The sequence below is a fragment of the Streptomyces sp. NPDC051018 genome (assembly GCF_044456085.1).
GTDB lineage: Bacteria > Actinomycetota > Actinomycetes > Streptomycetales > Streptomycetaceae > Streptomyces.
This window is the reverse complement of the sequence record NZ_JBITFN010000007.1, coordinates 40546-65343: the sequence shown is the minus strand read 5'-3', so window position 1 is coordinate 65343 and position 24798 is coordinate 40546. Positions and strand designations below refer to the sequence as shown.

The following is a 24798-nucleotide window of genomic DNA, read 5'->3' as shown; positions in this document are numbered from 1 at the left end:
CGGTGGTCCGCGTACCCCCGATCGGTGTGCCCGTGACCGGTGTGGCATAGCGTCTCGCGGCATGAAACGTTCAACGGGGATCGCGGTGACGACCGGGGCCGCACTGGGCGCGCTGCTCATGATGACGGGGTGCGGGCAGGAACGGGGGGACGCGGCGGGCGGGGGCGGCGCTGCCGCGTCCGCCACGCCCTCGTCGCCCTCCCTGTCGGAGGCGGTCGAGGCGCTGCGGAAGAAGCACGACAGCCGCTACCCGGGCGTGGCGGAACTCTGCCCGGATACGGCGGACGCGGCGTCCCCGACGCCGGGGGCGAGCCGAACGCTCGATCCCGAGGCGGCGAAGTACGCGGAGAACAACGCGTACAAGTCGCAGAAGCGGCTGGTGGGCGCCGATCTGTGCCGCGCGAACGCCCACGCCCGTCGCGTCCTGCCCGCGGTGAAGGACGCCCGGGACGAACAGACGGTCCTCTCCGCGCTGGAGAGGCTCGGCTACCCCCGGGACGGGGTGCAGTTCAACACCTTCGACGGCGAACTCGGCTTCTCCCTCGGGGTGCCGGACTCGGGCATGTGTGTGACGACCCGGCTGGGCGCGAAGCCGAAGGCGGAGGCGCACGGAACGTATATGGAGGGGGGATGCGTGGAGCCCACCGGCGGCCACTGACACGCTCCGGGTGACCCGCTCAGCCCATGCGGCCGCTTGAGGACGGACGGCCCCCTGGCCCGGCAGCGGGCCGGTGGCAGGGACCTCGCGGGAGAGCGCCGTCGCCGTCGAGTGGCGCGACGCACCGGGTCACAGCCGACCGGACGCCCGGCCGGAGACGGTTACGTCCTGCCGGGCGTCGGACCGGAGACGCTCAGAGCCTGCCGGACGCCCGGCCGAGGACGGTCACAGCCTGCCGGTACACCCGGCCAAGGACGGTCACAGCCGCCCGGACGCCCGCCCGGAGACGATCACAGCCGACCGGACGCCCGGTAGTCCGGCGTGGTCACGGGAACAGCGGGTCGAACCAGCGGTCCCGGGCCAGTTCCTCCGTACGGGACGGGTCCTCCAGCAGGGCCGCCACCTCGAAGCGGCGCGGCCACTGGCCGGCCGCCCAGGCCAGGCCCGCCGCGACGCCCTCCACCGTGGACGCGTGGACGACCCCGTCGGGGGTGCGGCGCCACGGGAGTCCGGTGCCGCCCACGACCAGCTCGTCGTGCTCGACGTACGACACGGGGGTCCCGGCCCCGAGGAGGACCCGGACGGACTCGGGCACCTCGTGCTCCTCGCCCTCGGAGGTGACCTCCGCGGTGAGGGCCCGGCTCACCCGGCGCACCTGGAGCAGCTCGGCGAGCGCGGCGGCGCGCTCGGGGCTCACGGGGAGCAGCGGCAGGCCCCCGGTGAGCGGGATCAGATCGGGCGCGTCCGCCACCAGCGCCTCGGACGCCTCGACGACGCGTACCTCGCCGTCGACGACCGCCCGCAGTTCGTCGGGCAGGGTCACCTGCTCCGGGTCGAGTCCGGCGAGCGCCGAGTAGAGGCCGTGGAGCTGCGCGGGCCGTACCGGGCGGTCCGGGTCGGCGAGGCGGCCCAGCAGCTCGGCGGCTCCGCCGGGTTCGCGCAGGAGGGCCGCGGCCGAGGACCGTACGCCGAGGGCCCTCAGGACCGGTTCGTCGTCGAAACCGGTCGCGTCCACGGACTCGTACAGCCCGTCCAGCAGCGGATCACCGCCCGCGGCCCGCAGCCCGGCGGGGCGCCGGCCGTCCAGTACGGGGTGGTCGCGCAGCCACCAGGCCGTGTACGGCCGTACCGTCTCGGTGGTGCCGTCGGGCAGCAGGATCCGTACGGGCTGGGTCAGCGCGTCCCGCAGCGGCGGCTGGGCGAGCAGCGCGAGCGCCTGCGGCCAGCAGTCGTCGTCGACGAGGTCCAGATCGCGTACGGCGACGATCTCGGTCGCGACGGGCGGTACGGGTGTCTCGGGGAGCCGGTCGAGGACGTCCTCGCACCACACGTCGACCGCGTCGAGCAGCCCGGGGTCGTCGGGCTCGGCGAAGTCCCCCTCGCGCGGCTCCAGCTCGTCGGGGTCGAGCACGACGTCCGTGGCGCGTACGAGGGTGAAGTTGGCGAGGACCCCGCAGGCGGCGAGCGGCTGCTCGCCCCAGCGCGCGGCCAGGTCGCCGTCGCAGAACGCCAGCTCGTCCTCGCGCATGACGAGGGCGAAGGGACTGCCGGGGAGGACGAGCTCCCCCGCGGGGGAGCTCTCGCCGTCCTCGTCGGGCAGGGCGAGCGCGCCCAGCCAGGGCTCGTCACCGGGTTCGAGTTCGGCGTCCCGGACGAGCCCGAGGACGATGTCGGCGAGTTCGCCCGCGTCGAGCGCGGTCTCGTCCTCGTCCCAGATCTCGCCGGCGTCGAGCGACCCGGCGACGGCCGCCCGGACCTGGGGGGTGGTCAGTACGGCCCGGGGGGTCGCCGGCAGGGCGCCCAGCTTCTCCAGCAGGGGGTGCGCGGCCTCCGGGTCGACGACCTTGAGTCCCAGGCGTGTCAGCTGGGGCGAGGTGTCGGGGAGCGGGAGGAGGGTCTGGCGGGGGCCGATGGCCGTACGGTTGTCGGCCAGCGGCACGGGGAGGCCGGAGAGCCGCTCCGGGTCGGTACCGGCGAGGCTGTCGTACAGCCGCCACCACCAGGACGGGTCGCGCTCCAGGCCCGCGAGGCGGTCGATCGCCTCGGTCAGCGGGACGCGGGCGACCCCGAGGGTCCGCAGTTCGACCCGGCGCTCCAGACCGGCGGGCAGCAGGCTCGGCAGCACCTCGGCGAGCACCTGGACGGTCTCGTGGCCCGCGCCCTCCAGGACCTCGGCCTCGATGGGGCGCAGTCCGTGGACGGGTTCGCGGTCCGGGAGGCCCAGGTCCCCGGTGTCTGTGCTTTCTGTGGCTTCCGGGCCGTGGGGGGCGGCGGGCTCCAGGAACGCGGTCCGGGGCAGCAGCCCGAGGATCTCCGCGCGCAGGGCGCCGTCCAGCTCGCCCTTGCCGAGGGGGCCCGGCACCAGGTCGATCGTGCCGGTGGACACGGGCCGCCAGTCGCCGAGGAGCCCGGCGTACGCCTGGGCCGCCTGGCCGACCAGGAAGTCGGTCAGCGGTCCGGGGGCGGGGTGGCGGCGGGTGGTGTCCAGCGGCAGGGACGCGATCAGCAGCGCCGGGACGCCGAGGGGTTCGTCGGTGGGCGTCGGCGCGTGGACGACGGGGGCGGTACGGGGGCGGGCGGGCGTACCGTCCTCGTCCACGGGCACGGCCCAGGTGACGGACCAGTGGGGCCGCAGCCGCTCCTCGATCGGACGGTCCGCCAGCAGCTCCGGGGCGATGGAGCCGCTCCGGCCGGCGGTCCGCCAGCGGCGGTCGCCGTGGACGCTGTCCCGGATGTGCGTGTACGGGCCCTGGGTGGAGCGTTCCAGCGTCCGTACGCCCTCCGGGGTCTCGACGACGATCTCGGACAGGCCCGGGAGGGTGAGGAGCAGCGCGTCGTCGATGGTGCTCAGCAGGTGCTCGACGAGGTCGACGGCCGCGCCGTCGCGGAGCGGGAGGACGACGACCGTGTCGTACCCCTCGGGTGCGGTGCCCTCGGCGGGCAGCGGCAGCCGCAGCAGCGGTACGTGGCCGTCGCGGCGGCGCAGCTCGTCGCCGAGGCCGGGGCTGGCCGTGGCGGTGTCGACGGCCAGGTCGCGGGCCTCGGCGAGGGACCAGCGGACGCCTCCGTGACGGCCGACGAGGGCGGGTTCGTCGCTGACGGCGAGCACGGCGGCGAACCCGACGCCGAAGCGGCCGACGCTGCTGTCCGGGGAGTCCCTCTTCGCGGAGGCGCGCAGGGTGCTGAGGGACTCGGCACCGGCGGCGTCGAGGGGGGCGCCGGTGTTCGCGGCGGCGAGGGTGTTCTCGCGCAGGGTGAGCCGGAGGCGGCCGGGGACACGGGCGCGGGCGGCGGCGTCGGCGGCGTTCTGGGCCAGCTCGACGATGAGGCGGTCGCGGTAGCCGCCGAGTACGAGGTCCTCCTCGGCGTTGGCGTCCTCGCGGAACCGGGCGGGACTGGCCGCCCACGCGTCGAGCACCCCACGCCGCAACCGGGCGGTCCCGAACGGGTCCGCCTCTCCGGTGGTCCTGACGCTCACGGTGTCGCTCCACTCTCTGCGGTGTGCTGTGGCTTGTGCGGGTGAAGGTATCGCGAGGGCGGGGGTTTCGGCCGCGCTGGTTCTTGTGAGCTGTCCTCAAGCGCCGGACGGGCTGGGCGGTTCCCGGTCCCCGGACCGCGGGCCCCGACGCCGGGCGGGGCGCGATTTGCCCGGACCCCGGACCGTGGACGGCCCCGGGCCGGACGGGGCGCGGTCTGCCCGGACCCCGGACCGCGGACGGACCCGGGGTCACCCTCCGTCCTCAAACGCCGGACGGGCTGGAAGGCTCGGCCGCAATCGCCGGACGGGGCGCGGTCTGCCCGGTCCCCGCCCGGGATCCTGAACGGACCCGGGGTCACCCACCGTCCCCAAACGCCGGACGGGCCAGAACGCTCGGCCCACGACGCCGGACACGCTGGAAGGCCCGAGGTGGGGCCGGGACTGGCTCCGGGGAAGGGTGACCCGATGACAGCCCCGCCGGCGTTTGAGGCGCGGGGGTCCGGGGGCGGAGCCCCGGGGGTGATCAGGAGTGGCCGAGGTCGTCGTCCGGCGTGGGTTCCGAGGGGACCGCGACCGACCCCTCGTCCCGCTGCGGATGCAGCGGAAACACATCCGCGCCCACCGAGTCCAGCACCGGCGGCGCCGGCCGCGGTGTCTTCGGCATGACCGCCGCCTCGGAGTGGCCCCCGCACCCGTACGACAGGGAGACGACCCGCCCGTCGGCGGGCGAGAACTCGTTGGCGCAGATACCGAACGCCTGCCGCAGGGACCCCGCGACCGGCACCAGGAACCCGCAGGTCGCACAGGACGCGGGCGCGGCCTGGGCCATGGGCGTCTTCGCGCCGAAGGACTCGTCCCAGCGGTCGGCGGCGGTGTGGAGCCCGTAACGGGACAGGATCCGCGCGCGGCGCATGCCCAGTTCCTCCGCGAGGGAGGCGATCCGGCCGCGGGCGTTCATGACGGTGTCCGCGGGCCGCCGGTCGGTCAGCTCCGCGTCCTCCGCCTCGACGCGTTCGGCGAGGTCGTGGGAGGTCTCGGCGACGACGGAGTTCGGCGGGGGCGCGTCCTCGGCGAAGTAGCCGGGTTCCAGACGGAGGTCGTCCGCCTCGGTCGGCAGCAGATCGCCGGGGCCCATGTCGCCGGGCCGCAGGCGTTCGCTCCAGGGCACCCACTCGGGCGCGAGAAGGGCGTCCGGGCCGGGCAGCAGGACGGTTTCGTCGAGGGTCACGATCTTGGCGCGGGAGGCCCGGGTGACCGTCACGGCCCATCGCCAGCCGCGGTAGCCGGGCTCCTTGCACTCGAAGAAGTGCGTGACGACGCGGTCTCCCTCCGAGACGAGGGACACATGCTCGCCGACCACCCCCGGGGCCGCGGCCTCCTCGGCCGCCGCCCGGGCGAGGTCTACCGCCTCGGCGCACAGACGGTCAGGGGTACGGCTTCGCGTCGTCGCAGCACTCACAGGTCTCGCTTCTCTCCTACGCCGTCTCACGGGTGCGCCCGCCGTTGCGTGAGATACGGGCAGCAGGCGGAGCGGACCGGGGGGCCGCATCGACGTCCACGCCCGGACCAATCCGTCCCGGGCACACCTATACGTCATCCATTCTGCGGGATGCCGAAGAGGCGCGCGGCCGGGAACATCGCCGGTGGCGCGCTAGGCACGCTACCTCTTCCACAGCGCCCCGCCCACCTGCGCGCCCCAACGAGGAGCTAACAACCCCGCATCGTCCCTCGCCGCGGCGGGGCTTGGGGCACTATGGCGAGGTGGCAGGAGTCAGTTCCTCCGACGGGCCCGGGCCGCTCGGCAGAGCGGGCCGGCGGATCGCGCGTGCCCTGCATCTTCCGTTCACGGGCACGGCGCGCGGCATCCGCAAGGCGACCCACGCGCACGGTGCGGGTGAGTCGGGGCTCGGGAGGCTGATCGAACTCCACGCGGTGAACGGCGCGGGGGATGTCATGATCACCGTGGCCCTGGCGTCCACGGTGTTCTTCTCCGTACCGACGGACGAGGCACGGGGGCGGGTCACGCTCTACCTCGCGATCACCCTGGCCCCGTTCGCGCTGCTCGCGCCGGTGATCGGACCGCTCCTGGACCGGCTCCCGCACGGCCGCCGCGCGGCGATGGCGGGGGCGATGCTCACCCGTGCGGTGCTCGCGCTGACGATGTCCGGGGCGGTGGTGACCGGATCGCTGGAGCTGTATCCGGCGGCGCTCGGGGTGCTGGTCGCGTCCAAGGCGTACGGAGTGGTGCGCAGCGCCGTGGTGCCCCGGCTGCTGCCACCGAGGTTCTCGCTGGTGAAGGCGAACTCCCGGGTGACGCTCGCGGGCCTGCTGGCGACCGGGATCGCGGCACCGATCGGGGCGGGGCTGCACCGGATCGGGCCGGAGTGGACGCTGTACGGGGCGTGCGCGCTGTTTCTGCTCGGTACGTACTGGGCCCTGCGGCTGCCGCACAAGGTGGACTCGGCCAAGGGAGAGCGCACGGCCCGCATCATCACGCAGGGGCCACGGCGTCCGATCATCGCCCAGGGGCCCCGACGGCCGAGTCTGCGGACGGTCGGGCCGTCGGTGCTGCACGGTCTCCAGGCGAACGCGGCGTTCCGTTGTCTGTCCGGGTTTCTGATCTTCTTCCTTGCGTTCCTGCTGCGGGAGCATCCGCTGAACGGGCAGAGCGCGGCGGTGTCGCTGGGGATAGCGGGGGTCGCGGCGGGCACGGGCAACGCGCTCGGCACGGCGGTGGGGGCGTGGCTGAAGGCCCGGGGGCCCGAGACGATCATCGCGACGGTCCTGGGCCTGGTGCTGACGGCGGCGGTGCTCGCGGCGGTGTTCTTCGGCGCCGGGATGGTGGCGGTCCTCGCCGCGACGGCGGGGCTGTGCCAGGCGCTGGCGAAGCTGTCCCTGGACGCGCTGATCCAGCGCGATGTGCCGGAGGAGGTACGTACGTCCGCGTTCGCGCGCTCGGAGACGCTGCTCCAGATGGCCTGGGTGCTCGGCGGTGCGATCGGCATCGTGATCCCACTGAACGGTGTCCTCGGCATGTCCGTGGCGGCGGCGATCGTGTGCATGGGGGCGGTGGCGTCGGTGCGGGGGCTGTTGCGGGGGGCGCGGGCGGGAAGCCGTGCGAGGCCCCGGGTGGCGTAGCCGTCTTGTTTTTTGTCCTCAAGCGCCGGACGGGCTCGACATGGTTCGGGCCGCCCGAACCGCAGGCGGTCACCACCGCGAGGTCCGTCCTCAAACGCCGGACGGGCTGGAACTTGCCGCACGAGCCGCATGTGGCTCGGGGAGCGGCGGGGTGTGCAGCCCCGCCGGCGATTGAGGCGCGGGGGTCCGGGGGCGGAGCCCCCGGTCGGGAGCCCCCGGTCGGGGGGAACCGCACACGCGGGGGACGACCCCCGCGTGGACAGGGCGGGGCGGACCTATAGCCTTCCGCTTATGACCGTTGCGTTCTTCTCCGGCAAGCGCCGCCGGGCCGCTGCCACCATCGGTGCCGTCTCCGCCGGGCTCCTCGTCCTCTCCGCCTGCGAAAAGCCGACGCCGCTCGCGACCGTGACGGTCGGGACGAACTCCGTCAGCTCCGAGGCCGCCTGCTACAACGGCGGCGACGCGATCAAGGAGTCGGAGCAGCAGGCCTGCCTGAACAAGCGCGGCAAGACCATCAAGGTGTCCGCCGAGGACCGGGTCCGCTTCGGTGTCGACCCGGAGATCGCGGACAACGGCTGGACCCTGTTCATCGACGGTCAGCAGGCCGAGCAGGAGCCGTTCAAGAAGACGTACCGGTCCATTCCCGCCAGTGCCTTCTTCGCCTCGCAGACCGGCAAGTCGTCCACCAAGGCCGACATCAGCATCGTCGAGGCGAAGAACAACAAGATCACCGGTATCTGGCAGTTCACACTGGAGAAGACCTCCTGACCCAGTCAGACAGCGGAGGAGGACCGGTGCGCGTCCTGGTGGTGACCGCGGTGGCGGCGGAGGCGGACTCCGTCGCCGCCGGACTCGCCGCGGCCCGCACCCCCGGGCCCGGCGCCGGACCCTCCGAGGCCCCCGCCACCGCCCCCGTCACCCCAGGCGCGGCCACCCCGGCCCCCGCGGGACCGTCCGCCGGCGGGAACGCCCCGCCCCCGCTGCCCTATCGCCTCACCCGTCATCACTCCCCCGCCGTGGATGTCCTCGTCGCCGGGGTCGGGCCGGCCGCGGCCGCCGCCGGAACCGCCGCGGCCCTCGCCCGTACCCCGTACGGACTCGTCGTCTCCGCGGGCATCGGCGGAGGATTCGGCACCCTCGCGCCCGTCGGCTCGCTCGTGGTCGCCGAGGCGATCGTCGCCGCCGATCTGGGGGCCGACACGCCCGACGGATTCGTCCCCGTCGACGAACTCGGCTTCGGCCGTACGCGCCATCTTCCGCCCGCCGCCCTCGCCTCGCGTGCCGCCGGGGCGACGGGCGCGCTGCTCGCGCCCGTCCTCACGGTCTCGACGGTCACCGGCTCGGCCGGGCGCGCGGCGCTGCTGGCGGAGCGTCACCCGGGCGCCGGAGCCGAGGCGATGGAGGGCTTCGGGGTCGCGGAGGCTGCGGTCGCGCACGGTGTGCCCGTGCTGGAGATCCGGGCGGTCTCCAACCCCGTGGGCCCGCGCGACCGGGCCGCCTGGCGGATCAAGGACGCCCTGGAGGCGCTGGCCCACGCCTTCCAGCGGCTCAGCCCGCTCTTCGAGGAGGAGTCGCCGTGACCCGCCGGACCGCGTACGACATCGCGTACTCGCCCTGCCCGAACGACACCTTCGTGTTCGACGCCTGGGCGCACGGCCGGGTGCCGGGCGCACCCCCCATCGACGTCACCTTCGCGGACATCGACATCACCAACGGCATGGCCGAGCGCGGCGAGGGCGACATCCTGAAGGTGTCGTACGCGGTGCTGCCGTGGGTCCTCGACGAGTACGCGCTGCTGCCCTGCGGGGGCGCGCTCGGCCGTGGCTGCGGTCCGCTCGTGCTGTCCCGTGAGGAGGGCGTCGATCTGGCCGGGAGTACGGTCGCCGTGCCGGGCGAGCGCTCGACGGCGTATCTGCTGTTCCGGCTGTGGGCCGCGGACCGGATCCCCGGCGGGGTCGGCGAGGTGGTGGTGATGCCGTTCCACGAGATCATGCCCGCCGTACGGGACGGGAAGGTGGACGCGGGACTGGTCATCCACGAGGCGCGGTTCACGTATCAGAACTACGGGCTGCGCTGTCTCGCCGACATGGGCGAGCACTGGGAGTCCACGACGGGGCTTCCGATCCCGCTCGGCGCGATCGTCGCCAAGCGCTCGCTGGGCGAGGAGACGCTGGCCCTGCTGGCGGAGTCGATCCGGGCGTCCGTGCGGATGGCCTGGGACGATCCGGAGGCGTCCCGCCCGTATGTCCGGGAGCACGCGCAGGAGATGGATCCGGCCGTCGCCGACCGGCATATCGGCCTGTATGTCAATGAGTTCACCGCCGACCTCGGGGCCGACGGTTACGCGGCGGTGCGCGGGCTGCTCACACGGGCCGCGGCCGAGGGGCTCGTACCGCCCCTCGGCCGGGACGCGCTGGAGTTCCTGCGCCGGGGATAGGCCCCCCTGACGGCACCGGGGAGTACGTCCGCCGGGCCCGGCGGGACCGGGGCCGGCAGGGGGACCGCCACCGGGAGGGCCCGGCGCGAGCCCCGGGGTCGCGGGTGCGCCGGAAAGGGGGCCGCGCCACCGAGCCGTACGACCGCGGCGACGCCGTCACGCAGACCCCGGTACCGCGGCTCCGAGGCACGGAGGGAACGGTCCCACACCGGAACCCGCACCGGACCCCCGTACCGGCTGCTCAGACGTCGAGTTGGTCCGCCACCGCCCGCAGCAGGCCCGCGATCTTCTTGCCCTGCGCCTTGTCGGGGTAGCGGCCGCGCTCCAGCATCGGGGTGACGTTCTCCAGGAGCGTCGTCAGGTCCTGGACGATGGAGGCCAGTTCATCGGGCTTACGGCGCTGGGCCGCCGCGACGGACGGGGTCGGGTCGAGAACCGTCACCGAGAGTGCCTGGTCACCGCGCTGGCCCGCGACCACGCCGAACTCGACGCGCTGGCCGGGCTTGAGCGAATCGACCCCGTCGGGCAGCACTGACGAGTGCACGAAGACGTCACCGCCGTCGTCGCGGGAGAGAAAGCCGAAGCCCTTCTCGCTGTTGAACCATTTGACCTTGCCGGTAGGCACGTCTGTCCTCGTCCTCGTACTCGTCGGGGCGCTTCGTGTGGCGCTTGGGAGACCGGAAAAACTGCTCTGGATAGCACTACAGCGGGTCGTCCGACCCGCTCCCACCCAAGGCTAATGGTCCAGGGGCTGGTGACAAGACGTCGCCGAACGGTTCCTACTCGCAGGGAACTACCCTGGCCGGATGACTGCTACTCCTTCCGCGCCGGGTGACGGACTGGTCAGGGCCGGCGCCATCGTCTTCATCGTCGGCGCGGTGGCCACCCTGGTCACCGTGGCACCGCTCTTTCTGGGCACCGAGCCTTTTCCGCCGATCGCCTACGCGGTGTGCATGCTGATGGGTGCCGGGTTCGTGATCGCGGCGGGGGGTGTGCTCCGTTCGGTCGCGGCTCAGCGGCGGGCGGCCAAATCGGTGACGCCGTCATGACATGGACGGCAACGGGGTGCCGTGCGGTTTCACTCCGCGGCGTACTCCCTTAGCCACGCGGGGAACTCGGTGAGGTCCCCGATCACCACATCCGCCCCGGCCGCGCGCAGTTCGTCCGCGCTGCACGGGCCCGTCGGCACGGCGACCGAGAGGGCTCCCGCGGTGTGCGCGCCGCGGACGTCCCCGATGTGGTCGCCGACGTACACGCTCGCGCCGTGCTCGCGCAGCGCCTCCGCCTTGGCCTCGGCCCACAGCCAGCCGACGACGGCGTCCGGCTCGATGCCGAGGTGGACGAGATGGAGTTCGGCGTTCGGCTCGTGCTTGGCCGTGACGACGACGGCCCGGCCGCCCGCCTCCTGGACGGCGGCGACGGCCTCGCGGGCGCCGGGGAGCGCGAGGGTCGGCTCGATGGCGTACGCCGGGTAGATCTCGCGATAGCGGTCGCCCATGGCCTGAATTCGCTCATCGGGGAACCAGTGGGCGAGTTCCTGCTCCAGCGGCGGACCCAGCCGGGTGACGGCGAGATCGGCGTCGATCCAGGTGCCCGTCTCCTCGGCGAGGGCGACGAACGCGGCGTGGATGCCCGGCCGGGAGTCGATGAGGGTCATGTCCAGGTCGAAACCGACCGTGGGTGCCTCGGCGAAAGGCCCGGTGAAAGCCCTGGTGGGGGCCTCGGTGGGGACGTGTGCGGGGGCGGGGTTGCGGGGAGCCGTCTCCCGGTGGAAAGCCATGGATTCATTGTGCCCATCGATGGCCCGTACACCCGACCCGTAGACTTAGCCAAGCCTTACCTACGCTCGGGGGGTTCGCCCCCTCGGGCCGCTCAGCCCTGCCCACCCTCCCTGCCCCCTCTTCGACCGATTCATCTGATTCATCCGATTTAACTGTCTTGCCTGTTTCACCGAAATCCCGTGCCCGACTTCCCGTCCCTCGCACCTGATTGGTCACCATGTCAGCCAGACGCGCGCTCGCGGTCCGCCGCATCGGCTGGACGGCGGCTGCCGTGGTGGCCCTGCTGGTCGCCGTGCTGCTCAGCCTCGGGGTGGGGGCGCGGTCCATCGCGCCTTCCACGGTGTTCGAGGCGCTGTTCCAGGGCGGGAGCGGTGACGACGCCGAAGTCGTCACCGAACTCCGGCTGCCCCGCACCCTCATCGGGCTGATGGTCGGCACGGCGCTCGCGCTCGCCGGCGCGGTCCTCCAGGGCCTCACCCGCAATCCGATCGCCGATCCCGGCATCCTCGGCATCAGCCAGGGCGCGTCGGTGGGCGTCGTACTCGCCATCGCGTACGCCGGGGTGCACACCCTCACCGGATACGTCTGGTTCGCCTTCACGGGCGCGGCGATCACCTCCGTCGCCGTGTACGCGATCGCCTCCCGGGGGCGCGGCGGGGCCACCCCGGTGAAGCTGGCGCTCGGCGGCGCGGCCGTCAACGCGCTGCTGGTGTCCGTGACGATGGCGGTCCTCACCACGCAGGCCGCGGTCCTCGACGAGTTCCGCTTCTGGCAGGTCGGCTCCATCTCCGGGCGCGAGGCGGAGATCGTCGAACAGGTCTGGCCGATCCTGGCGGTGGGCGTGCTGCTGGTGGCGGTCGTCGCGCGCGGCCTCGACGCGCTGGCCCTCGGTGAGGACGTCGCCAAGGGGCTCGGGCAGAAGGTCGCGACCGTACGGATCGTGGGCGGGCTGGCCGCGACGGTGCTGACGGGGGCCGCCGTGGCCGCGGCCGGGCCCATCGCCTTCATCGGACTCGCGGTACCCCATATAGCGCGGGCCGTCGTGGGCGGCGACCACCGCTGGATGCTGCCGATGGCGGCGCTGATCGGGCCCGTGATGCTGCTGATGTCCGATGTCGCCGGACGGGTGGTCCTGCCGCCCGGGGAGGTCCCGGCCGGGGTGATGACCGCGCTGATCGGGGTGCCGTTCCTGGTGACACTCGTACGGCGCAGGGCCGTGGCCTCATGACGCGGGCGACCGGGCCGGGGACCCGGGCGACCGGGGCCACCGGGGCCACCGGGGCCACCGGGCCGAAGACGCTCACCGCGGAGGCCGCGCCCGGTGGACGGGACACCGAACCGACCGGCCCGGGGGCGGAGATGAGCGTACGGACCAGACCGGGGGCGGAGATGAGCGTAGGGGCCAGACCGTGGGGCTACGGGCTCGTACGGGTGCGGGCGGGGAGCTTTCTGCTGCACCGGCGGTCCGTGGCCGTCGCCACCGGGCTCGGCGTCCTGCTCGCCGGGGTGTGTGTCGCGTATCTCAGCGTCGGTGAGTCCTTCGTCGCGCCCGACGAGGTGGTGCGGGTCCTCCTCGGCCAGCCCTCGCCCGATGAACTGGTCGTCGGGACACTGCGGCTGCCGCGCATGGTGGTCGGGGTGCTCGTGGGGATCGCGTTCGGGATCGCGGGCGCGCTGATCCAGACGGTCGCGCGCAACCCCCTCGCCAGCCCCGACATCATCGGCATCAGCCAGGGGGCGAGCGCGCTGACCGTGGGGGCGATGACCTTCGGCGTCACCTCCTACACCGTGCTCCCCTATCTGTCCGTCACCGGCGGTATCGTCGCCGCCGCGCTGGTGTACGTGTTCGCCTGGCGCGGCGGACTGCACGCGGCCCGGTTCGTGCTGATCGGGATCGGCTTCGCGATCGCGCTGCGGTCGCTCACCACCCTCTTCATGACGAAGGGCGACTACCTGGTCGCCCAGCAGGCGCAGATCTGGATGACGGGCTCGCTCAACGGCCGCGACTGGGACGAGGCCGCGCCCCTCGGGTGGACGCTCCTCCTGCTCGCGCCCGCCGTGGTGTGGGCCGCGCGGGCCCAGCGGTCCGTGTCCCTGGACGACGACACCGCGACCGCGCTCGGGGTGCGCCTCGGACGGGTACGGCTCGGGCTCGTGTCCCTGGGGGTCGTCCTCGCCTCCGTGGCGACGGGCGCGGCCGGGCCGGTCGACTTCGTGGCGCTGCTGGCCCCGCAGATCGCGCGCCGGATGACCCGTACCGCGCAGATCCCGCTGCTGTGCTCCGCGCTGCTCGGCGCGGTGATCGTCGTCTTCGCCGATCTGCTCGCCCGGAAGCTGTTCGCACCGACCGAAGTGGCCGTGGGAGTGCTGACGGCGGCCGTCGGCGCGCCGTATCTGATCTGGCTCATCATGCGGAGCCGTACCACCGGAGGGAAGTCGTGAGCAGGCTCACCGCCCGCGGGCTGACGCTCGCCTACGAGGACCGTACGGTCGTCCACGAGCTGGATCTCGCGGTCCCCGACCGGCAGGTGACCGTGATCGTCGGCCCCAACGCCTGCGGGAAGTCGACGACCCTGCGCGCCCTGGGACGGCTGCTGAAGCCCCGGGGCGGATCGGTTCTGCTGGACGGGCGGGAACTGGCGAAGACGCCCACGAAGAAGATCGCGCAGTCCATCGGACTGCTGCCGCAGTCGCCCGTGGCGCCGGAGGCCATCACGGTCGCAGACCTCGTCTCCCGTGGCCGCCAGCCCCATCAGGCGTGGTGGAAGCAGTGGTCCGACGAGGACGAGCGGGCCGTCACCGACGCGATGGAGCGCACGGACGTCGCCGCGCTCGCCGCGCGGCCCGTCGACGAACTCTCCGGCGGGCAGCGGCAGCGCGTGTGGATCGCGATGGCGCTCGCGCAGGAGACGGATCTGCTGCTGCTGGACGAGCCGACGACATTCCTCGACATCGCCCATCAGGTGGAGGTGCTCGATCTGGTGCGCCGACTCAACCACGAGCGGGGCCGTACGGTCGTCGCCGTCCTGCACGACCTCAACCAGGCCGCGCGGTACGCCGATCACCTGGTCGCCATGAAGGAGGGCCGGATCGTCGCCGAGGGGCGCCCGGAGGAGGTCGTCACGGCCTCACTCGTCCGGGAGGTCTTCGGGCTGGCCTCGGTGGTGGTCCCGGATCCGGTGACGGGTTCGCCACTGGTGGTGCCGGGCGCGCCCTACTCGCCCGGTTCCGGCGCGGGTTCCGGCGGCGATACGGCTCCGGCCGGTACCGCGCCGGACGGTTCTGGTTCTGGTTCTGGTTCTGGTTCTGGTTCTGGTTCTCCTACTGGCTCCGGTTCCGGGGACACCGGGCCCTCGGAGAACGGTGCCGGTTCCGGTTCCGGGGAGCGCACCGGACAGGAGCCCGCCGGGCGCGAGTTCCCCCTCCCGGACAAGGGCGCCGGGCGCGAGGGCTCCGTACCCGACAGCCCCCGAGGAACCGCGGAACCCCGAGCCGCCGTATCCCGAACCGCCGACGACGCCGGACACACCGCAGATGCCGTGGACGGCGTGCGGGAAGACGCCCCGCTGGAACAGACCGTCCCGGAAGACACCGTACGAAAGGCCTCCTCATGACACCCTCGTCCCCCGCCCCGCGCACTCCCCTTTCCGGCGGCTCCACCGGTGCCCCCGGGCCGTCCGGATCCGCCCGGGCCGCCGCCTCCCCCTCTCGCGTGCGCGGCCTCGGCGCCGGGGCGCTCCTGCTCGCCTCCGCCCTCCTCCTGACCGCGTGCGGCTCGTCCGACTCATCCGGCTCATCCGGCTCCGGCGACGACGCGGCCTCCGGCGGTACGCGTACGGTGCAGACCGCCATGGGTGAGGTGAAGGTGCCCGCCTCGCCCCAGCGGGTCGTCGTCCTCGACACCGCCGAGCTGGACTCCGCCATCACTCTCGGGGTGAAGCCGGTGGGCGCCACCCACACGGCCGCCGAAACCGACTTCCTCAGCTATCTGCCCAAGGACAAGGTGGCGGGCATCAAGAACCTCGGCGAGATGATGACCCCCAACATGGAGGCCATCGCGGCGCTGAAGCCCGATCTGATCCTGACCAGCAAGATCCGCCACGCCGCCCGGTACGACGCCCTGTCGAAGATCGCGCCGACCGTGATGACCGAGACCACCGGCTACCCCTGGAAGGAGAACTTCCAGGTCCACGCCCAGGCGCTCGGCCGGACGGCCGAGGCGAAGAAGGCCGTCGACGCGTACGAGGCCCGCGCGGCCGAGGTCACCACCGGACTCGGCGGCCCCGCGAAGGCCGCGGCGACCAAGGTCAACGTGGTGCGCTTCATGGAGGGCGCGGACGTACGCATCTACGGGAAGCAGAACTACATCGCGACGATCCTCGCCGATGTGGGCCTCGGGCGGGCGCCCATCGCCGACCGGGCGAAGGAGGGGTTCTCGTACGACGTGAGCCCCGAGAAGATCGACCTCGCCGACGCGGACGTCATCTTCCACAGCACCTACGGCGACCCGGAGAAGGCCAAGCAGACGCAGACGCTCAGCAGCGGGCTGTGGAAGAACATGAAGGCCGTGAAGGACGGCAAGGTCTTCGCCACCGACGACGAACTGTGGATCCAGGGCATCGGCTACACCGCGGCCGGCAAGATCCTCGACGAACTGTCGGGCCACCTGGCCGACTGACACCCGGCCTGCCGCGGGCGCCCTCGGGCGGACGTCGTCACCATCCCGCCCGGCCCGCGGGCCCAGCACGCCGACGCGGCTGTCCGGGCCGCGCGCGTACGCCTTGTACGGGAGCGGGCCCGGCCCGGGCCACCGGGGCGGCTGAAGCCCGTCCGGGTTCCCGGGCCGTGCCGTCACCATCCCGCCCGGCACCCGGCGCGTACCGTCGCGGCGGGTGCCGGGGCCGCCCGAGGAGGGCCCTGGTGTCCCGGGGTCCCGCCCTGTGCGCGGGCGGCGCTCCGTGACGACACGGCCCGGCAGCCTCCAGGGAAGCGGCACCATCGGCCGTGGACCGCGCTCATCGGACGCGGAGGGCGGCCGACATGCCGGGCCCCCAGGCCGAGCAGGGTTGTCTCCCGGCCCCAGGGCCCGCGGTCCCGCGCGCCTCGGACCGCCGGGCCCCGGAGTGGGGGCACCTCCGGGCCGCCAGGGTCCGGGAGTCGGCGCCTTTCCCGGGGCCCGCCCCCGGGGGCGGGCGGTGCACCATCGCGCCACGGCCGGGCGGCCCCCAGGGCCGCCGCACCATCGGCGGTGGATCCGCGCGCGCGTCGGACGCAGGGGGTTCCGGCCACACCGGAGCGCATTCGTATAGCGGGCGTACGCGGATGCCCCGGCAACAGGGCGCGAGGCCACGTCCGGGCCGCCGGACCAAGGGGGTACCACCCGGACCGCAAAGCCCAGGGTGGGGGCATCTCCCGAGCCGCCGGGCCCCAGGAGTCGGCGTACATATGCCAGGCCCCAGGCTCAGGGCTCGGCGCGCCTCGCGGGCCGCAAGCCCAGGGGGACGAGGCCGCCTCCGGACCGCCAGGCTCAGGGGTCGGAGCACCACCCGGACCGCAAAGCCCAGGGTGGGGGCATCTCCCGAGCCGCCGGGCCCAGGGGGAGTGACCGTCGCCCGTCCGGGACGGCAGGGCAGACCTCAGCGTTTCCGTGCCCGCCATACCAGGTAGAGCGCGGAGGCGAGCGCCGCGCCCTTGAGTACCCAGGGCCAGGTACCGGCGAAGACGTCCTTCATCGCGCCCTCGGCGATCGGCTCGCCCCAGCGCCCCTCGGACCGCCCCCAGATCCAGACCAGCCCCGCCGCCACGGCCGTCGCGGGGATGCCGGCGATCGTGAGCTTCTTCTCGAACGGCGTGAGGCGGCGCGAGCCGTACGCGAGGAGCCAGCCGAGGCCGAGCGCGAGCCAGGAGCCGAGGATCACACCCGCGACGAGCAGGGCGGCGGCGACCAGGAGGAACGGGTTGCCGAGGCCGGGGGCGGCCGGGGCTCCCCCGGCGGCGGCCCGTCGCCGGGGCCGGGGCACCCACCGCCGCCGGGGAGCGGCCCCCGCCCCGGGACCGGCCGTGGTTCCGGCGGCTCCGGCGTTCCCCGCCTCCTCCGTGGTCCCCTCGCCGCCGTCCCCCGCCTCCGTGCCCGGCTCCCCCTCGCCGTCGGGACGCGGCGGGCGCAGTATCTCGGGGATCTCCACACCGCCAGTGAACCCGGCGACCCGTTCGCCGGCGCCGTTCGGATCCGGCTCGACGCTCCACCAGTCGACATCCGGCGCGGCACCGCCGGAGGGGCCCAGCTCGTCGAGCCCGGCGAGGTGGGGAGGCAGTCCCACGGCGGGCGGCGGGGCGGGCTCGGCGGCCGGGTTGCGGCGGGGGCGGGGAATCCGGCGGCGGACGCGCTGGCCCGGCAGTTCTGCGGACGACGGCGTGGGGTTCCCGGACCCGCCGGTTCCGGTGGCGCCCGGCGATCCGGCGGAGGACGGCGCGCCCGTCCCCGGCGATCCGCCGGCCCCGGAGTCCCGGCCGCCGTCGGGCTGGAGGAGCCCCGCCCATCTGCCGAGCGCCGACAGGGCGCCGGGGGCCGTACGGGAGCCGGCGCCCGGACCTCGGGGACGTCCCCCGCCCGAACCCGCCCCGCCGGATGTCCCCCGGCCCGGGGAACCCCCGGCGGGCGATCCCGGAGCCGCCCCGCCCGCCCCGCCCGCCCCGGACGTGCCGGACGTGCCGGATCCGGACATGCCCGGTCCGGACACCCCCGGTCCAGACGCGCCCGACGCGCCCGGGATCCCCCGGCCCCCGCCCGGATTCGCCGCCCCCGGAGTCCCCGTATCCGCGCCCGGTCCCGCGCCGCCGTCCCGCGCCGCCGCCGTCACCACGTCGTCCGGACTCCCGAGCCGCCCCAGGATCCGCCGTACCGACGCGGGACTGTCCGCCCCGGCGGCCGAGCGCTGCCGGTCGATCTCCCCGCGCAGCGCCGACACCAGCCGCATCCGGCTGCCGGACGACAGCTGGTGCTGCTGGGCCAGGTCGCCGACCCGGCTCAGATAGTCGTAGACGAGCTGGTCGCTCTCGATCCCCACCGGCGCTTCCCCTGACGTCCCTGCGTTCCCCGGCGCTCCCCGCCGCTCCCGGCCGGGCCGCCCGCTGACTCGCCGCCGGCCCGCACTTGCCCCGACGGTAGCGCGGCCCCGCCCTTCCAGGGACTACCGTGGGGCGGATGGGGACCATGCCCGAAGGAAGCAGTCCGCGCACGCTGGCCGAGGCCCTGCGTGCGCGCGGTGACGAGGAGCTGGCCGCGCTGCTTCGCGCGCGCCCCGATCTGCTGAACCCCGTGCCCGGCGATCTGACACAGCTCGCGACACGCGCGGGAACACGTGCCTCGGTCGTCCGCGCCCTCGAACGGCTCGACCGGTTCACCCTCCAGGCCGCCGAGGCGCTGGCCGTGGCCCCCGATCCGGCCTCCTACGAAGCCCTGCTCGCGCTGCTGACCGGCGACGAGGGCGACCCGGCGATCGAGGAGGCGCTGCCCCGGGCGGTGGCTCGGCTGCGTACCCAGGCCCTGGTGTGGGGCGGTGACGAACGGCTGCGGCTGGTGCGCACCGCGCGCGAACTCCTCGCGCCCTCGCCGACCCGGCCGTCCCCCACCGGGCTCGGCCCGACCGTCGCGGAGTCCACGGCGGGTATGTCGCCGGGCCGGATCCAGGAGATCGTGAAGGCGGCGGGGCTGCCCACGACCCATGATCCGGTGTCCGCGGTCGCCGCGCTGACCGCCTTGTTCACCGACCGGCAGCGGATGGGCGAGCTGCTGGACGAGGCCCCTCCGGAGGCGCTCGCGGTCCTGGACCGGCTGGTCTGGGGTCCGCCTTACGGGGAGGTGACCGCCAATCCGACCCCGCCCGTGCGCTGGCTGCGCGACCGCGGACTGCTGCTGCCCGCCTCCCCCCGCACGGTCGTCCTGCCCCGCGAGGCCGCGCTGCATCTGCGGGCCGGGCGGGCGCACCGCACACCGGAGCCGGTGCCGCCGGAGGTCGTTCCCGCGTCCTCCTCGCCGGGCCGTCCACAGGTTGTGGACAGTACGGCGGCGGGGCAGGCGTTCACCGCGCTGTCCACGGTGGAGGACCTGCTCCAGGACTGGCACGAGGGCGGGCCGTCCGTCCTGCGCGCGGGCGGTCTCGCCGTACGCGACCTCAAGCGGACGGCGGCGGCGCTGGACACCGATGAGCAACTGGCGGCGTTCTGGCTGGAACTGGCCTACACGGCGGGGCTGCTGGCCTCGGACGGCGGGGTGACCCGGACCGGGACGGCCACGGCCGACGAGCGCTTCGCGCCGACGCCCGCGTACGACGAGTGGCTGACCCTGCCCGCCGCCGAACGCTGGTCGGTCCTCGCGTCCGCGTGGCTCTCCTCGACCCGTACGCCCGGCCTGGTCGGCACCCAGGACGGCAAGGGCCGCACCCTCGCGGCCCTCGGCCCCGATCTCGACCGCCCCTCGGCGCCCGGCACCCGCCGCCGCGTCCTGGCCCTTCTCGCCTCGCTCCCCGAGGGCACCGCCCCCGCCCCCGACTCCCTTCTCGCCCGCCTCCACTGGGAACGGCCCCTGCGCACCCCGGCGGCGCCCCACCCCGCCCCCGACCTCCGCTCCCGTGTGGCCTCCTGGACCCTCACGGAGGCGGAGACGCTCGGGGTCACGGGCCGGGGCGCCCTGTCGGCCCACGGCCGCGAACTGGTGACCGGTGCCACCGACCGGCTGTCTCCGCCGGTCCCCGGGTCCGGGTCCGACGGTCCGGGCCGCGGACGGCTCCCGGCGGGCCCCGCCACGGCCCTCGCCCCGCTGCTCCCCACCCCCCTCGACCACGTCCTCCTCCAGGCCGACCTCACCGCCGTCGCCCCCGGCCCCCTCGAACGCCCCCTCGCCGAAACCCTCGCGGTGCTCGCCGACGTCGAGTCGAAGGGCGGTGCGACGGTCTACCGGTTCACCCCGGGCTCCGTACGCCGTGCGCTGGACGCCGGACGGGCCGCGTCCGATCTGCACGCCTTCCTCGCGGCCCACTCGCGGACACCGGTGCCGCAGCCGCTGAGCTATCTGATCGACGACGTGGCCCGGCGCCACGGCCATCTGCGGATCGGCGCGGCGTCCTCGTACGTCCGCTGCGACGACGATGTGATGCTGGACGAGATCATCGCCGACAAACGGTCCCAGGGGCTGCGGCTGCGCCGCCTCGCACCCACCGTGCTCGCCTCCCCCGCCGATCCGACGACACTGCTGAACGGCCTGCGGGCGATGGGCTACGCGCCCGCGGCGGAGTCGGCGGAGGGGGATGTGCTGATCACCCCCGCCCATGCCCACCGCACCCCGCCCCGGACCCCGCCGGCCCCGCTCGCGGACGGCCCTCCGGTCCCCGACGCGACCCTGCTGGGCGCCGCTGTGAAGGCGATCCGGGCGGGCGACCTGGCGTCCACGGTCGTACGGAAGCCGGTCGCGGAGCCGTCCGCCGCCACCGGTTCACCGGCCGCCGCCTCCGGGGCGTCCCCGGCCCGTGACGGCGGCCTCCCCCGGACCAGCGCCGCCGAGACCCTGGCGACGGTCCAGGCGGCGGCGATGACGGGCTCGGCGATCTGGATCGGCTACGTCAACGCGGAGGGCACCGCGAGCCAGCGCGTGATCGCTCCGGTACGGGTGGAGGGCGGCTTCGTCACGGCCTTCGACCATACGGCGGACGAGGTCAGGACCTATCCGCTGCACCGCATCACGGGCGTCGCGGAGCTCGCGGGCGACTCTGCCTGAAGCGGGCGCGCAGCCGGGCGAGGGCGGTGTCCGGGTGAGGGTCCCGCGCTGTCTCCGCCCGGCGGAGGCGGCCCGCTGCGGTGGGGGCCTCGGCGGAGTTTCCGGCCCCTTCTGTTTCCGCCGTCTCCTCCGTCCCTGCCCTCTGTTCGGACTTCTCCGTCTCCTCCGTCGCTCCGGTCGCTCCGGTCGCTCCGGTCGCCCGGGCGCTCCGGGGCTCCCCGGAGCGCCCGGTGCTCAGGGGTTCCGCCGCCGTTCCGGTCCCCCGGGCCGTCCGGGACGCCGTGAACATCCGGGCCCTCAGGGACTTCCGGGACCCCGGGGAGTTCCGGGACGCCGGAGAGTTCCGGGGCTCCTGAGCCGTCCCGGCGACCCGCGCCCCGGCACCGGCCTCCCGCGCCGCCCCTGTCTCCGTTCCCGTTCCCGTCGCCGTCCGGGTCGCTCCGGCCGCCTCGCCGTCGGCATCCCGGGCCTCCCGGGCGTTCCTCGCCGCCCGCTTCCCCGGCAGCCCCGGGATGCCCCGGCTCCACCGCCCCTCGCGCGCGCTCCGGCGTCGCCGGGGATCCGTCAGGGCGTGGAAGTGGTGCCCGATCCGCCGCCCCAGCAGCAGATACGCGATCAGCGCACCACCGGTGTTGAGGAACACATCGTCGACGTCGAAGGCCCGGCCCTCCACGATCGCACCCTGTGTCAGCTCCACAAACACCATCACCAGGGCGGTCAGAAGCACCACCCGCACCATCCGCAGCCTGCGTTCCACGAGCACGGGCAGAATCAGCCCGAAGGGAGCCCCGAGCAGCAGATTGCCGCCGATCTGCTTGCACGCGGCGAGGAAGGTGTACTCCTCGGCGTACGCCCTCAGCGAGTGCCCCGGCCGGAGATTGGACCCGGCGATATCGGCGGAGGCCGCCGACGGGGTGAGGGTCAGCTTGGCCAGTACGGCGGAGAACGCGACGAGGGCGACCGCGCCCACCGCCATGATCAGCGCCTTTAAGACGACGCGTCCGGTGGAGACACCCGCCACGGCCTCCCCGCCGCCGTCCCCTCCGTCACCGCTGTTCCGCCGGTCCTCTTCTTTCCCTGTGGTTTTGTCCCCTTGTACGGTCATGTCCGGCGGGTGCCCCGCCGCGCCGCGATCAGGCCCGCCGGCGCCCTGACCGGGCTACCGGGCTACTGAACCACCGGACCACCGGACCACTGAGGTACCGGACTACCCGGTGAACGTCGCCTCGACGACCTTCAGGAAGATGCTCCCCAACCAGACCAGGGCCAGGATCAGCAGAAGCCCCTTGGTGTAGAAGTACGCGAGCACACAGCCGAGGGCCGCGAGCACCGTCCGGGTCCTGCGGCGCCGCATGGTCCTGCCGAGCAGCCAGCTCGCCGCCACCAGGGCGAACGGTACGAGATAGCCCAGCGCCAGTACCCCGGGGAAGCCCGCCTCGGTCGTACGGAAGTCGATGAAGGCCAGCAGTACCGCCAGCGGGGTACAGACCGCCGGTACCTGCCACCAGCGCTCGTCCGGCAGATCGCCGGCGCCCCCCTGGGAAGGCACGGACGGACCGGACGGACCAGACGGACCGGACCACCCGGGCGGCGGAGGCGGACCGGACGAACCGGATGGCCCGAAGCCCCCGGCGGGCGGGTTGTATCCGGAGGGCCTGTCGTACCCGTACGGAATCCACTGGTTCGTCATGACCCCAGGACATCGCACCGGGCCGCCGCACGGCACCGTACGCGTACTCAATCCTTCCGCCGCCCGCTACTCAGGGCACCCCGGACGCCCCTCGGCCCGATCCGTTCAGGCCGTCCCGGGCACCCGGGGCTGCTGTGCCGGCGGGCGAGCGGGGCGAGTACGGCACACTGGAGGTTTGACCGACCGAAAGGGCGCGGTGTGAACGGACCCCTCATCGTCCAGAGCGACAAAACCCTCCTTCTGGAGGTCGACCACGAGCAGGCCGACGCGTGCCGGCGCGCCATCGCGCCCTTCGCCGAGCTGGAGCGCGCGCCTGAGCACATCCACACCTACCGGGTGACCCCGCTCGGCCTGTGGAACGCGCGGGCGGCCGGGCACGACGCCGAGCAGGTCGTGGACGCGCTCGTCGAGTTCAGCCGGTACCCCGTGCCGCACGCGCTGCTGGTCGACGTCGCCGAGACGATGGCCCGCTACGGCCGTCTCACCCTCTCCAAGCACCCCACCCACGGTCTGGTGCTGACGACGACCGACCGGCCCGTGCTGGAGGAGATCCTCCGCTCGAAGAAGGTCCAGCCGCTGGTGGGCGCGCGGCTCGACCCCGACACGGTCGCCGTGCACCCCTCCGAGCGCGGTCAGATCAAGCAGACGCTGCTGAGGCTGGGCTGGCCCGCCGAGGACCACGCGGGCTATGTCGACGGCGAGGCCCACCGCATCGATCTCGACGAGTCCGGCTGGGCCCTGCGCCCGTATCAGAAGCAGGCCGTCGAGGGGTTCTGGCACGGCGGCTCGGGCGTCGTCGTCCTGCCCTGCGGCGCGGGCAAGACCCTCGTCGGGGCGGGGGCGATGGCCCAGGCGAAGGCCACGACCCTGATCCTGGTCACCAACACGGTCTCCGCCCGGCAGTGGAAGCACGAGCTGGTGAGACGGACCTCGCTGACCAAGGACGAGATCGGCGAGTACAGCGGTACGCGCAAGGAGATCCGGCCGGTCACCATCGCCACCTACCAGGTGCTGACCACCAGACGGAAGGGCGTCTATCCGCATCTGGAGCTGTTCGACTCCCGCGACTGGGGTCTGATCGTCTACGACGAGGTGCATCTGCTGCCCGCGCCCGTCTTCAAGTTCACCGCCGATCTCCAGGCGCGGCGGCGGCTCGGTCTGACGGCCACGCTCGTCCGGGAGGACGGCCGCGAGTCGGACGTCTTCTCGCTCATCGGCCCCAAGCGCTTCGACGCCCCCTGGAAGGAGATCGAGGCGCAGGGGTACATCGCCCCCGCGGACTGTGTGGAGGTACGGGTCAATCTCACCGACTCCGAGCGGCTCGCGTACGCCACCGCCGAGACGGAGGAGAAGTACCGCTTCTGCGCCACCACCGAGACCAAGCGCAAGGTGGCCGAGGCCCTGGTCGCCCGGCACCGGGGCGAGCAGACCCTCGTCATCGGCCAGTACATCGACCAGCTCGACGAGCTGGGCGAGCATCTGAACGCGCCGGTCATCAAGGGCGAGACGTCGAACGCCCAGCGGGAGAAGCTGTTCGAGGCGTTCCGGCAGGGCGAGATCTCCGTGCTCGTGGTGTCCAAGGTGGCGAACTTCTCCGTCGATCTGCCGGAGGCCACCGTCGCCATCCAGGTGTCGGGCACCTTCGGCTCCCGGCAGGAGGAGGCGCAGCGGCTCGGCCGCGTACTGCGTCCGAAGGCGGACGGGCACGAGGCCCGCTTCTACTCCGTCGTCGCCCGCGACACCATCGACCAGGACTTCGCGGCACACCGGCAGCGGTTCCTGGCGGAGCAGGGGTACGCGTACCGGATCGTGGACGCGGACGAGCTGCTGGGTTCCTGAGGAGG

Annotated in this window: 18 protein-coding genes and 1 pseudogene; 12 read left to right on the top strand and 7 right to left on the bottom strand. The window is 73.9% G+C overall.

From position 1 onward, the window contains the following. The first annotated feature begins 61 nt into the window (after positions 1 to 61). Entirely contained in the window at positions 62 to 658 is a 597-nt protein-coding gene (locus ACIBCM_RS14250; protein ID WP_399242834.1) for a hypothetical protein, read from the top strand. Between the two features lie 325 nt (positions 659 to 983). On the opposite strand, the gene ACIBCM_RS14245 is transcribed toward ACIBCM_RS14250, so the two are convergent. Together ACIBCM_RS14245 and ACIBCM_RS14240 are read right to left on the bottom strand one after the other, a co-directional pair. Beyond that, positions 984 to 4136, bottom strand: coding sequence for a sacsin N-terminal ATP-binding-like domain-containing protein (locus ACIBCM_RS14245; RefSeq protein ID WP_399242832.1), 3153 nt, complete (start codon positions 4134 to 4136; stop codon positions 984 to 986). 523 nt (positions 4137 to 4659) lie between these two features. Continuing rightward, positions 4660 to 5595, bottom strand: a complete 936-nt coding sequence (locus ACIBCM_RS14240; protein ID WP_399242830.1) for a DUF3027 domain-containing protein — start codon at positions 5593 to 5595, stop codon at positions 4660 to 4662. Positions 5596 to 5897: 302 nt separating this feature from the next. Between ACIBCM_RS14240 and ACIBCM_RS14235 the strand changes: the two genes are divergently transcribed. From ACIBCM_RS14235 to ACIBCM_RS14220, 4 genes are all read left to right on the top strand, one after another. Continuing rightward, positions 5898 to 7274, top strand: coding sequence for an MFS transporter (locus ACIBCM_RS14235; RefSeq protein WP_399242828.1), 1377 nt, complete (start codon positions 5898 to 5900; stop codon positions 7272 to 7274). A 291-nt stretch (positions 7275 to 7565) separates the two neighbouring features. Next, positions 7566 to 8042, top strand: coding sequence for a DUF2771 domain-containing protein (locus ACIBCM_RS14230; protein WP_399242826.1), 477 nt, complete (start codon positions 7566 to 7568; stop codon positions 8040 to 8042). Between the two features lie 26 nt (positions 8043 to 8068). Further along, entirely contained in the window at positions 8069 to 8854 is a 786-nt protein-coding gene (locus ACIBCM_RS14225) for a futalosine hydrolase (protein ID WP_399242824.1), read from the top strand. Beyond that, the gene (locus ACIBCM_RS14220; RefSeq protein WP_399242822.1) at positions 8851 to 9711 is read left to right on the top strand and encodes a 1,4-dihydroxy-6-naphthoate synthase; all 861 of its coding nucleotides are present in this window, start codon (positions 8851 to 8853) and stop codon (positions 9709 to 9711) included. Before ACIBCM_RS14225 ends, ACIBCM_RS14220 begins: the two co-directional genes overlap by 4 nt. 241 nt (positions 9712 to 9952) lie before the next feature. Here the strand turns inward: ACIBCM_RS14220 and ACIBCM_RS14215 are convergent, their stop codons facing one another. Next, positions 9953 to 10336: a cold-shock protein gene (locus ACIBCM_RS14215; protein ID WP_399242820.1), complete on the bottom strand. Its 384-nt coding sequence runs from the start codon at positions 10334 to 10336 to the stop codon at positions 9953 to 9955. A 181-nt stretch (positions 10337 to 10517) separates the two neighbouring features. Here ACIBCM_RS14215 and ACIBCM_RS14210 point away from each other — a divergent pair, with 181 nt between their 5' ends. Further along, entirely contained in the window at positions 10518 to 10760 is a 243-nt protein-coding gene (locus ACIBCM_RS14210) for a hypothetical protein (protein WP_399242818.1), read from the top strand. 29 nt (positions 10761 to 10789) lie between these two features. Here ACIBCM_RS14210 and ACIBCM_RS14205 read toward each other — a convergent pair whose 3' ends face one another. Beyond that, entirely contained in the window at positions 10790 to 11491 is a 702-nt protein-coding gene (locus ACIBCM_RS14205; protein ID WP_399242816.1) for an HAD family hydrolase, read from the bottom strand. A 218-nt stretch (positions 11492 to 11709) separates the two neighbouring features. On the opposite strand from ACIBCM_RS14205, the gene ACIBCM_RS14200 reads away from it, so the two are divergent. The 4 genes and pseudogenes from ACIBCM_RS14200 to ACIBCM_RS14185 all read left to right on the top strand — a co-directional run bounded on the left by ACIBCM_RS14200 (position 11710) and on the right by ACIBCM_RS14185 (position 16170). Then, positions 11710 to 12720 (top strand): FecCD family ABC transporter permease, encoded by a 1011-nt coding sequence (locus ACIBCM_RS14200; RefSeq protein WP_399242814.1) that lies wholly within the window; start codon positions 11710 to 11712, stop codon positions 12718 to 12720. A gap of 161 nt (positions 12721 to 12881) precedes the next feature. After that, positions 12882 to 13934, top strand: coding sequence for a FecCD family ABC transporter permease (locus tag ACIBCM_RS14195; RefSeq protein ID WP_399243315.1), 1053 nt, complete (start codon positions 12882 to 12884; stop codon positions 13932 to 13934). Further along, positions 13931 to 14728, top strand: a pseudogene (locus tag ACIBCM_RS14190) (ABC transporter ATP-binding protein); the annotation flags it as partial. The gene ACIBCM_RS14195 and the pseudogene ACIBCM_RS14190, both read left to right, overlap by 4 nt. 476 nt (positions 14729 to 15204) lie before the next feature. Further along, entirely contained in the window at positions 15205 to 16170 is a 966-nt protein-coding gene (locus ACIBCM_RS14185; RefSeq protein ID WP_399242812.1) for an ABC transporter substrate-binding protein, read from the top strand. A 958-nt stretch (positions 16171 to 17128) separates the two neighbouring features. Here ACIBCM_RS14185 and ACIBCM_RS14180 read toward each other — a convergent pair. Next, the gene (locus tag ACIBCM_RS14180; protein WP_399242810.1) at positions 17129 to 18559 is read right to left on the bottom strand and encodes a hypothetical protein; all 1431 of its coding nucleotides are present in this window, start codon (positions 18557 to 18559) and stop codon (positions 17129 to 17131) included. A gap of 137 nt (positions 18560 to 18696) precedes the next feature. Between ACIBCM_RS14180 and ACIBCM_RS14175 the strand changes: the two genes are divergently transcribed. Next, positions 18697 to 21264 carry a helicase C-terminal domain-containing protein gene (locus ACIBCM_RS14175; RefSeq protein ID WP_399242808.1) on the top strand — a complete coding sequence of 856 codons (2568 nt, stop codon included), beginning with the start codon at positions 18697 to 18699 and terminating at the stop codon, positions 21262 to 21264. Here the strand turns inward: ACIBCM_RS14175 and ACIBCM_RS14170 are convergent. Beyond that, positions 21227 to 22369 carry a VanZ family protein gene (locus ACIBCM_RS14170; protein WP_399242806.1) on the bottom strand — a complete coding sequence of 381 codons (1143 nt, stop codon included), beginning with the start codon at positions 22367 to 22369 and terminating at the stop codon, positions 21227 to 21229. The genes ACIBCM_RS14175 and ACIBCM_RS14170 overlap by 38 nt on opposite strands. Before the next feature lie 102 nt (positions 22370 to 22471). Beyond that, positions 22472 to 22813 carry a hypothetical protein gene (locus tag ACIBCM_RS14165; RefSeq protein ID WP_399242804.1) on the bottom strand — a complete coding sequence of 114 codons (342 nt, stop codon included), beginning with the start codon at positions 22811 to 22813 and terminating at the stop codon, positions 22472 to 22474. Between the two features lie 339 nt (positions 22814 to 23152). Here ACIBCM_RS14165 and ACIBCM_RS14160 point away from each other — a divergent pair, with 339 nt between their 5' ends. Next, complete coding sequence (locus tag ACIBCM_RS14160) at positions 23153 to 24793, top strand: DNA repair helicase XPB (protein ID WP_399242802.1); 1641 nt, start codon at positions 23153 to 23155, stop codon at positions 24791 to 24793. Positions 24794 to 24798: the final 5 nt, after the last annotated feature.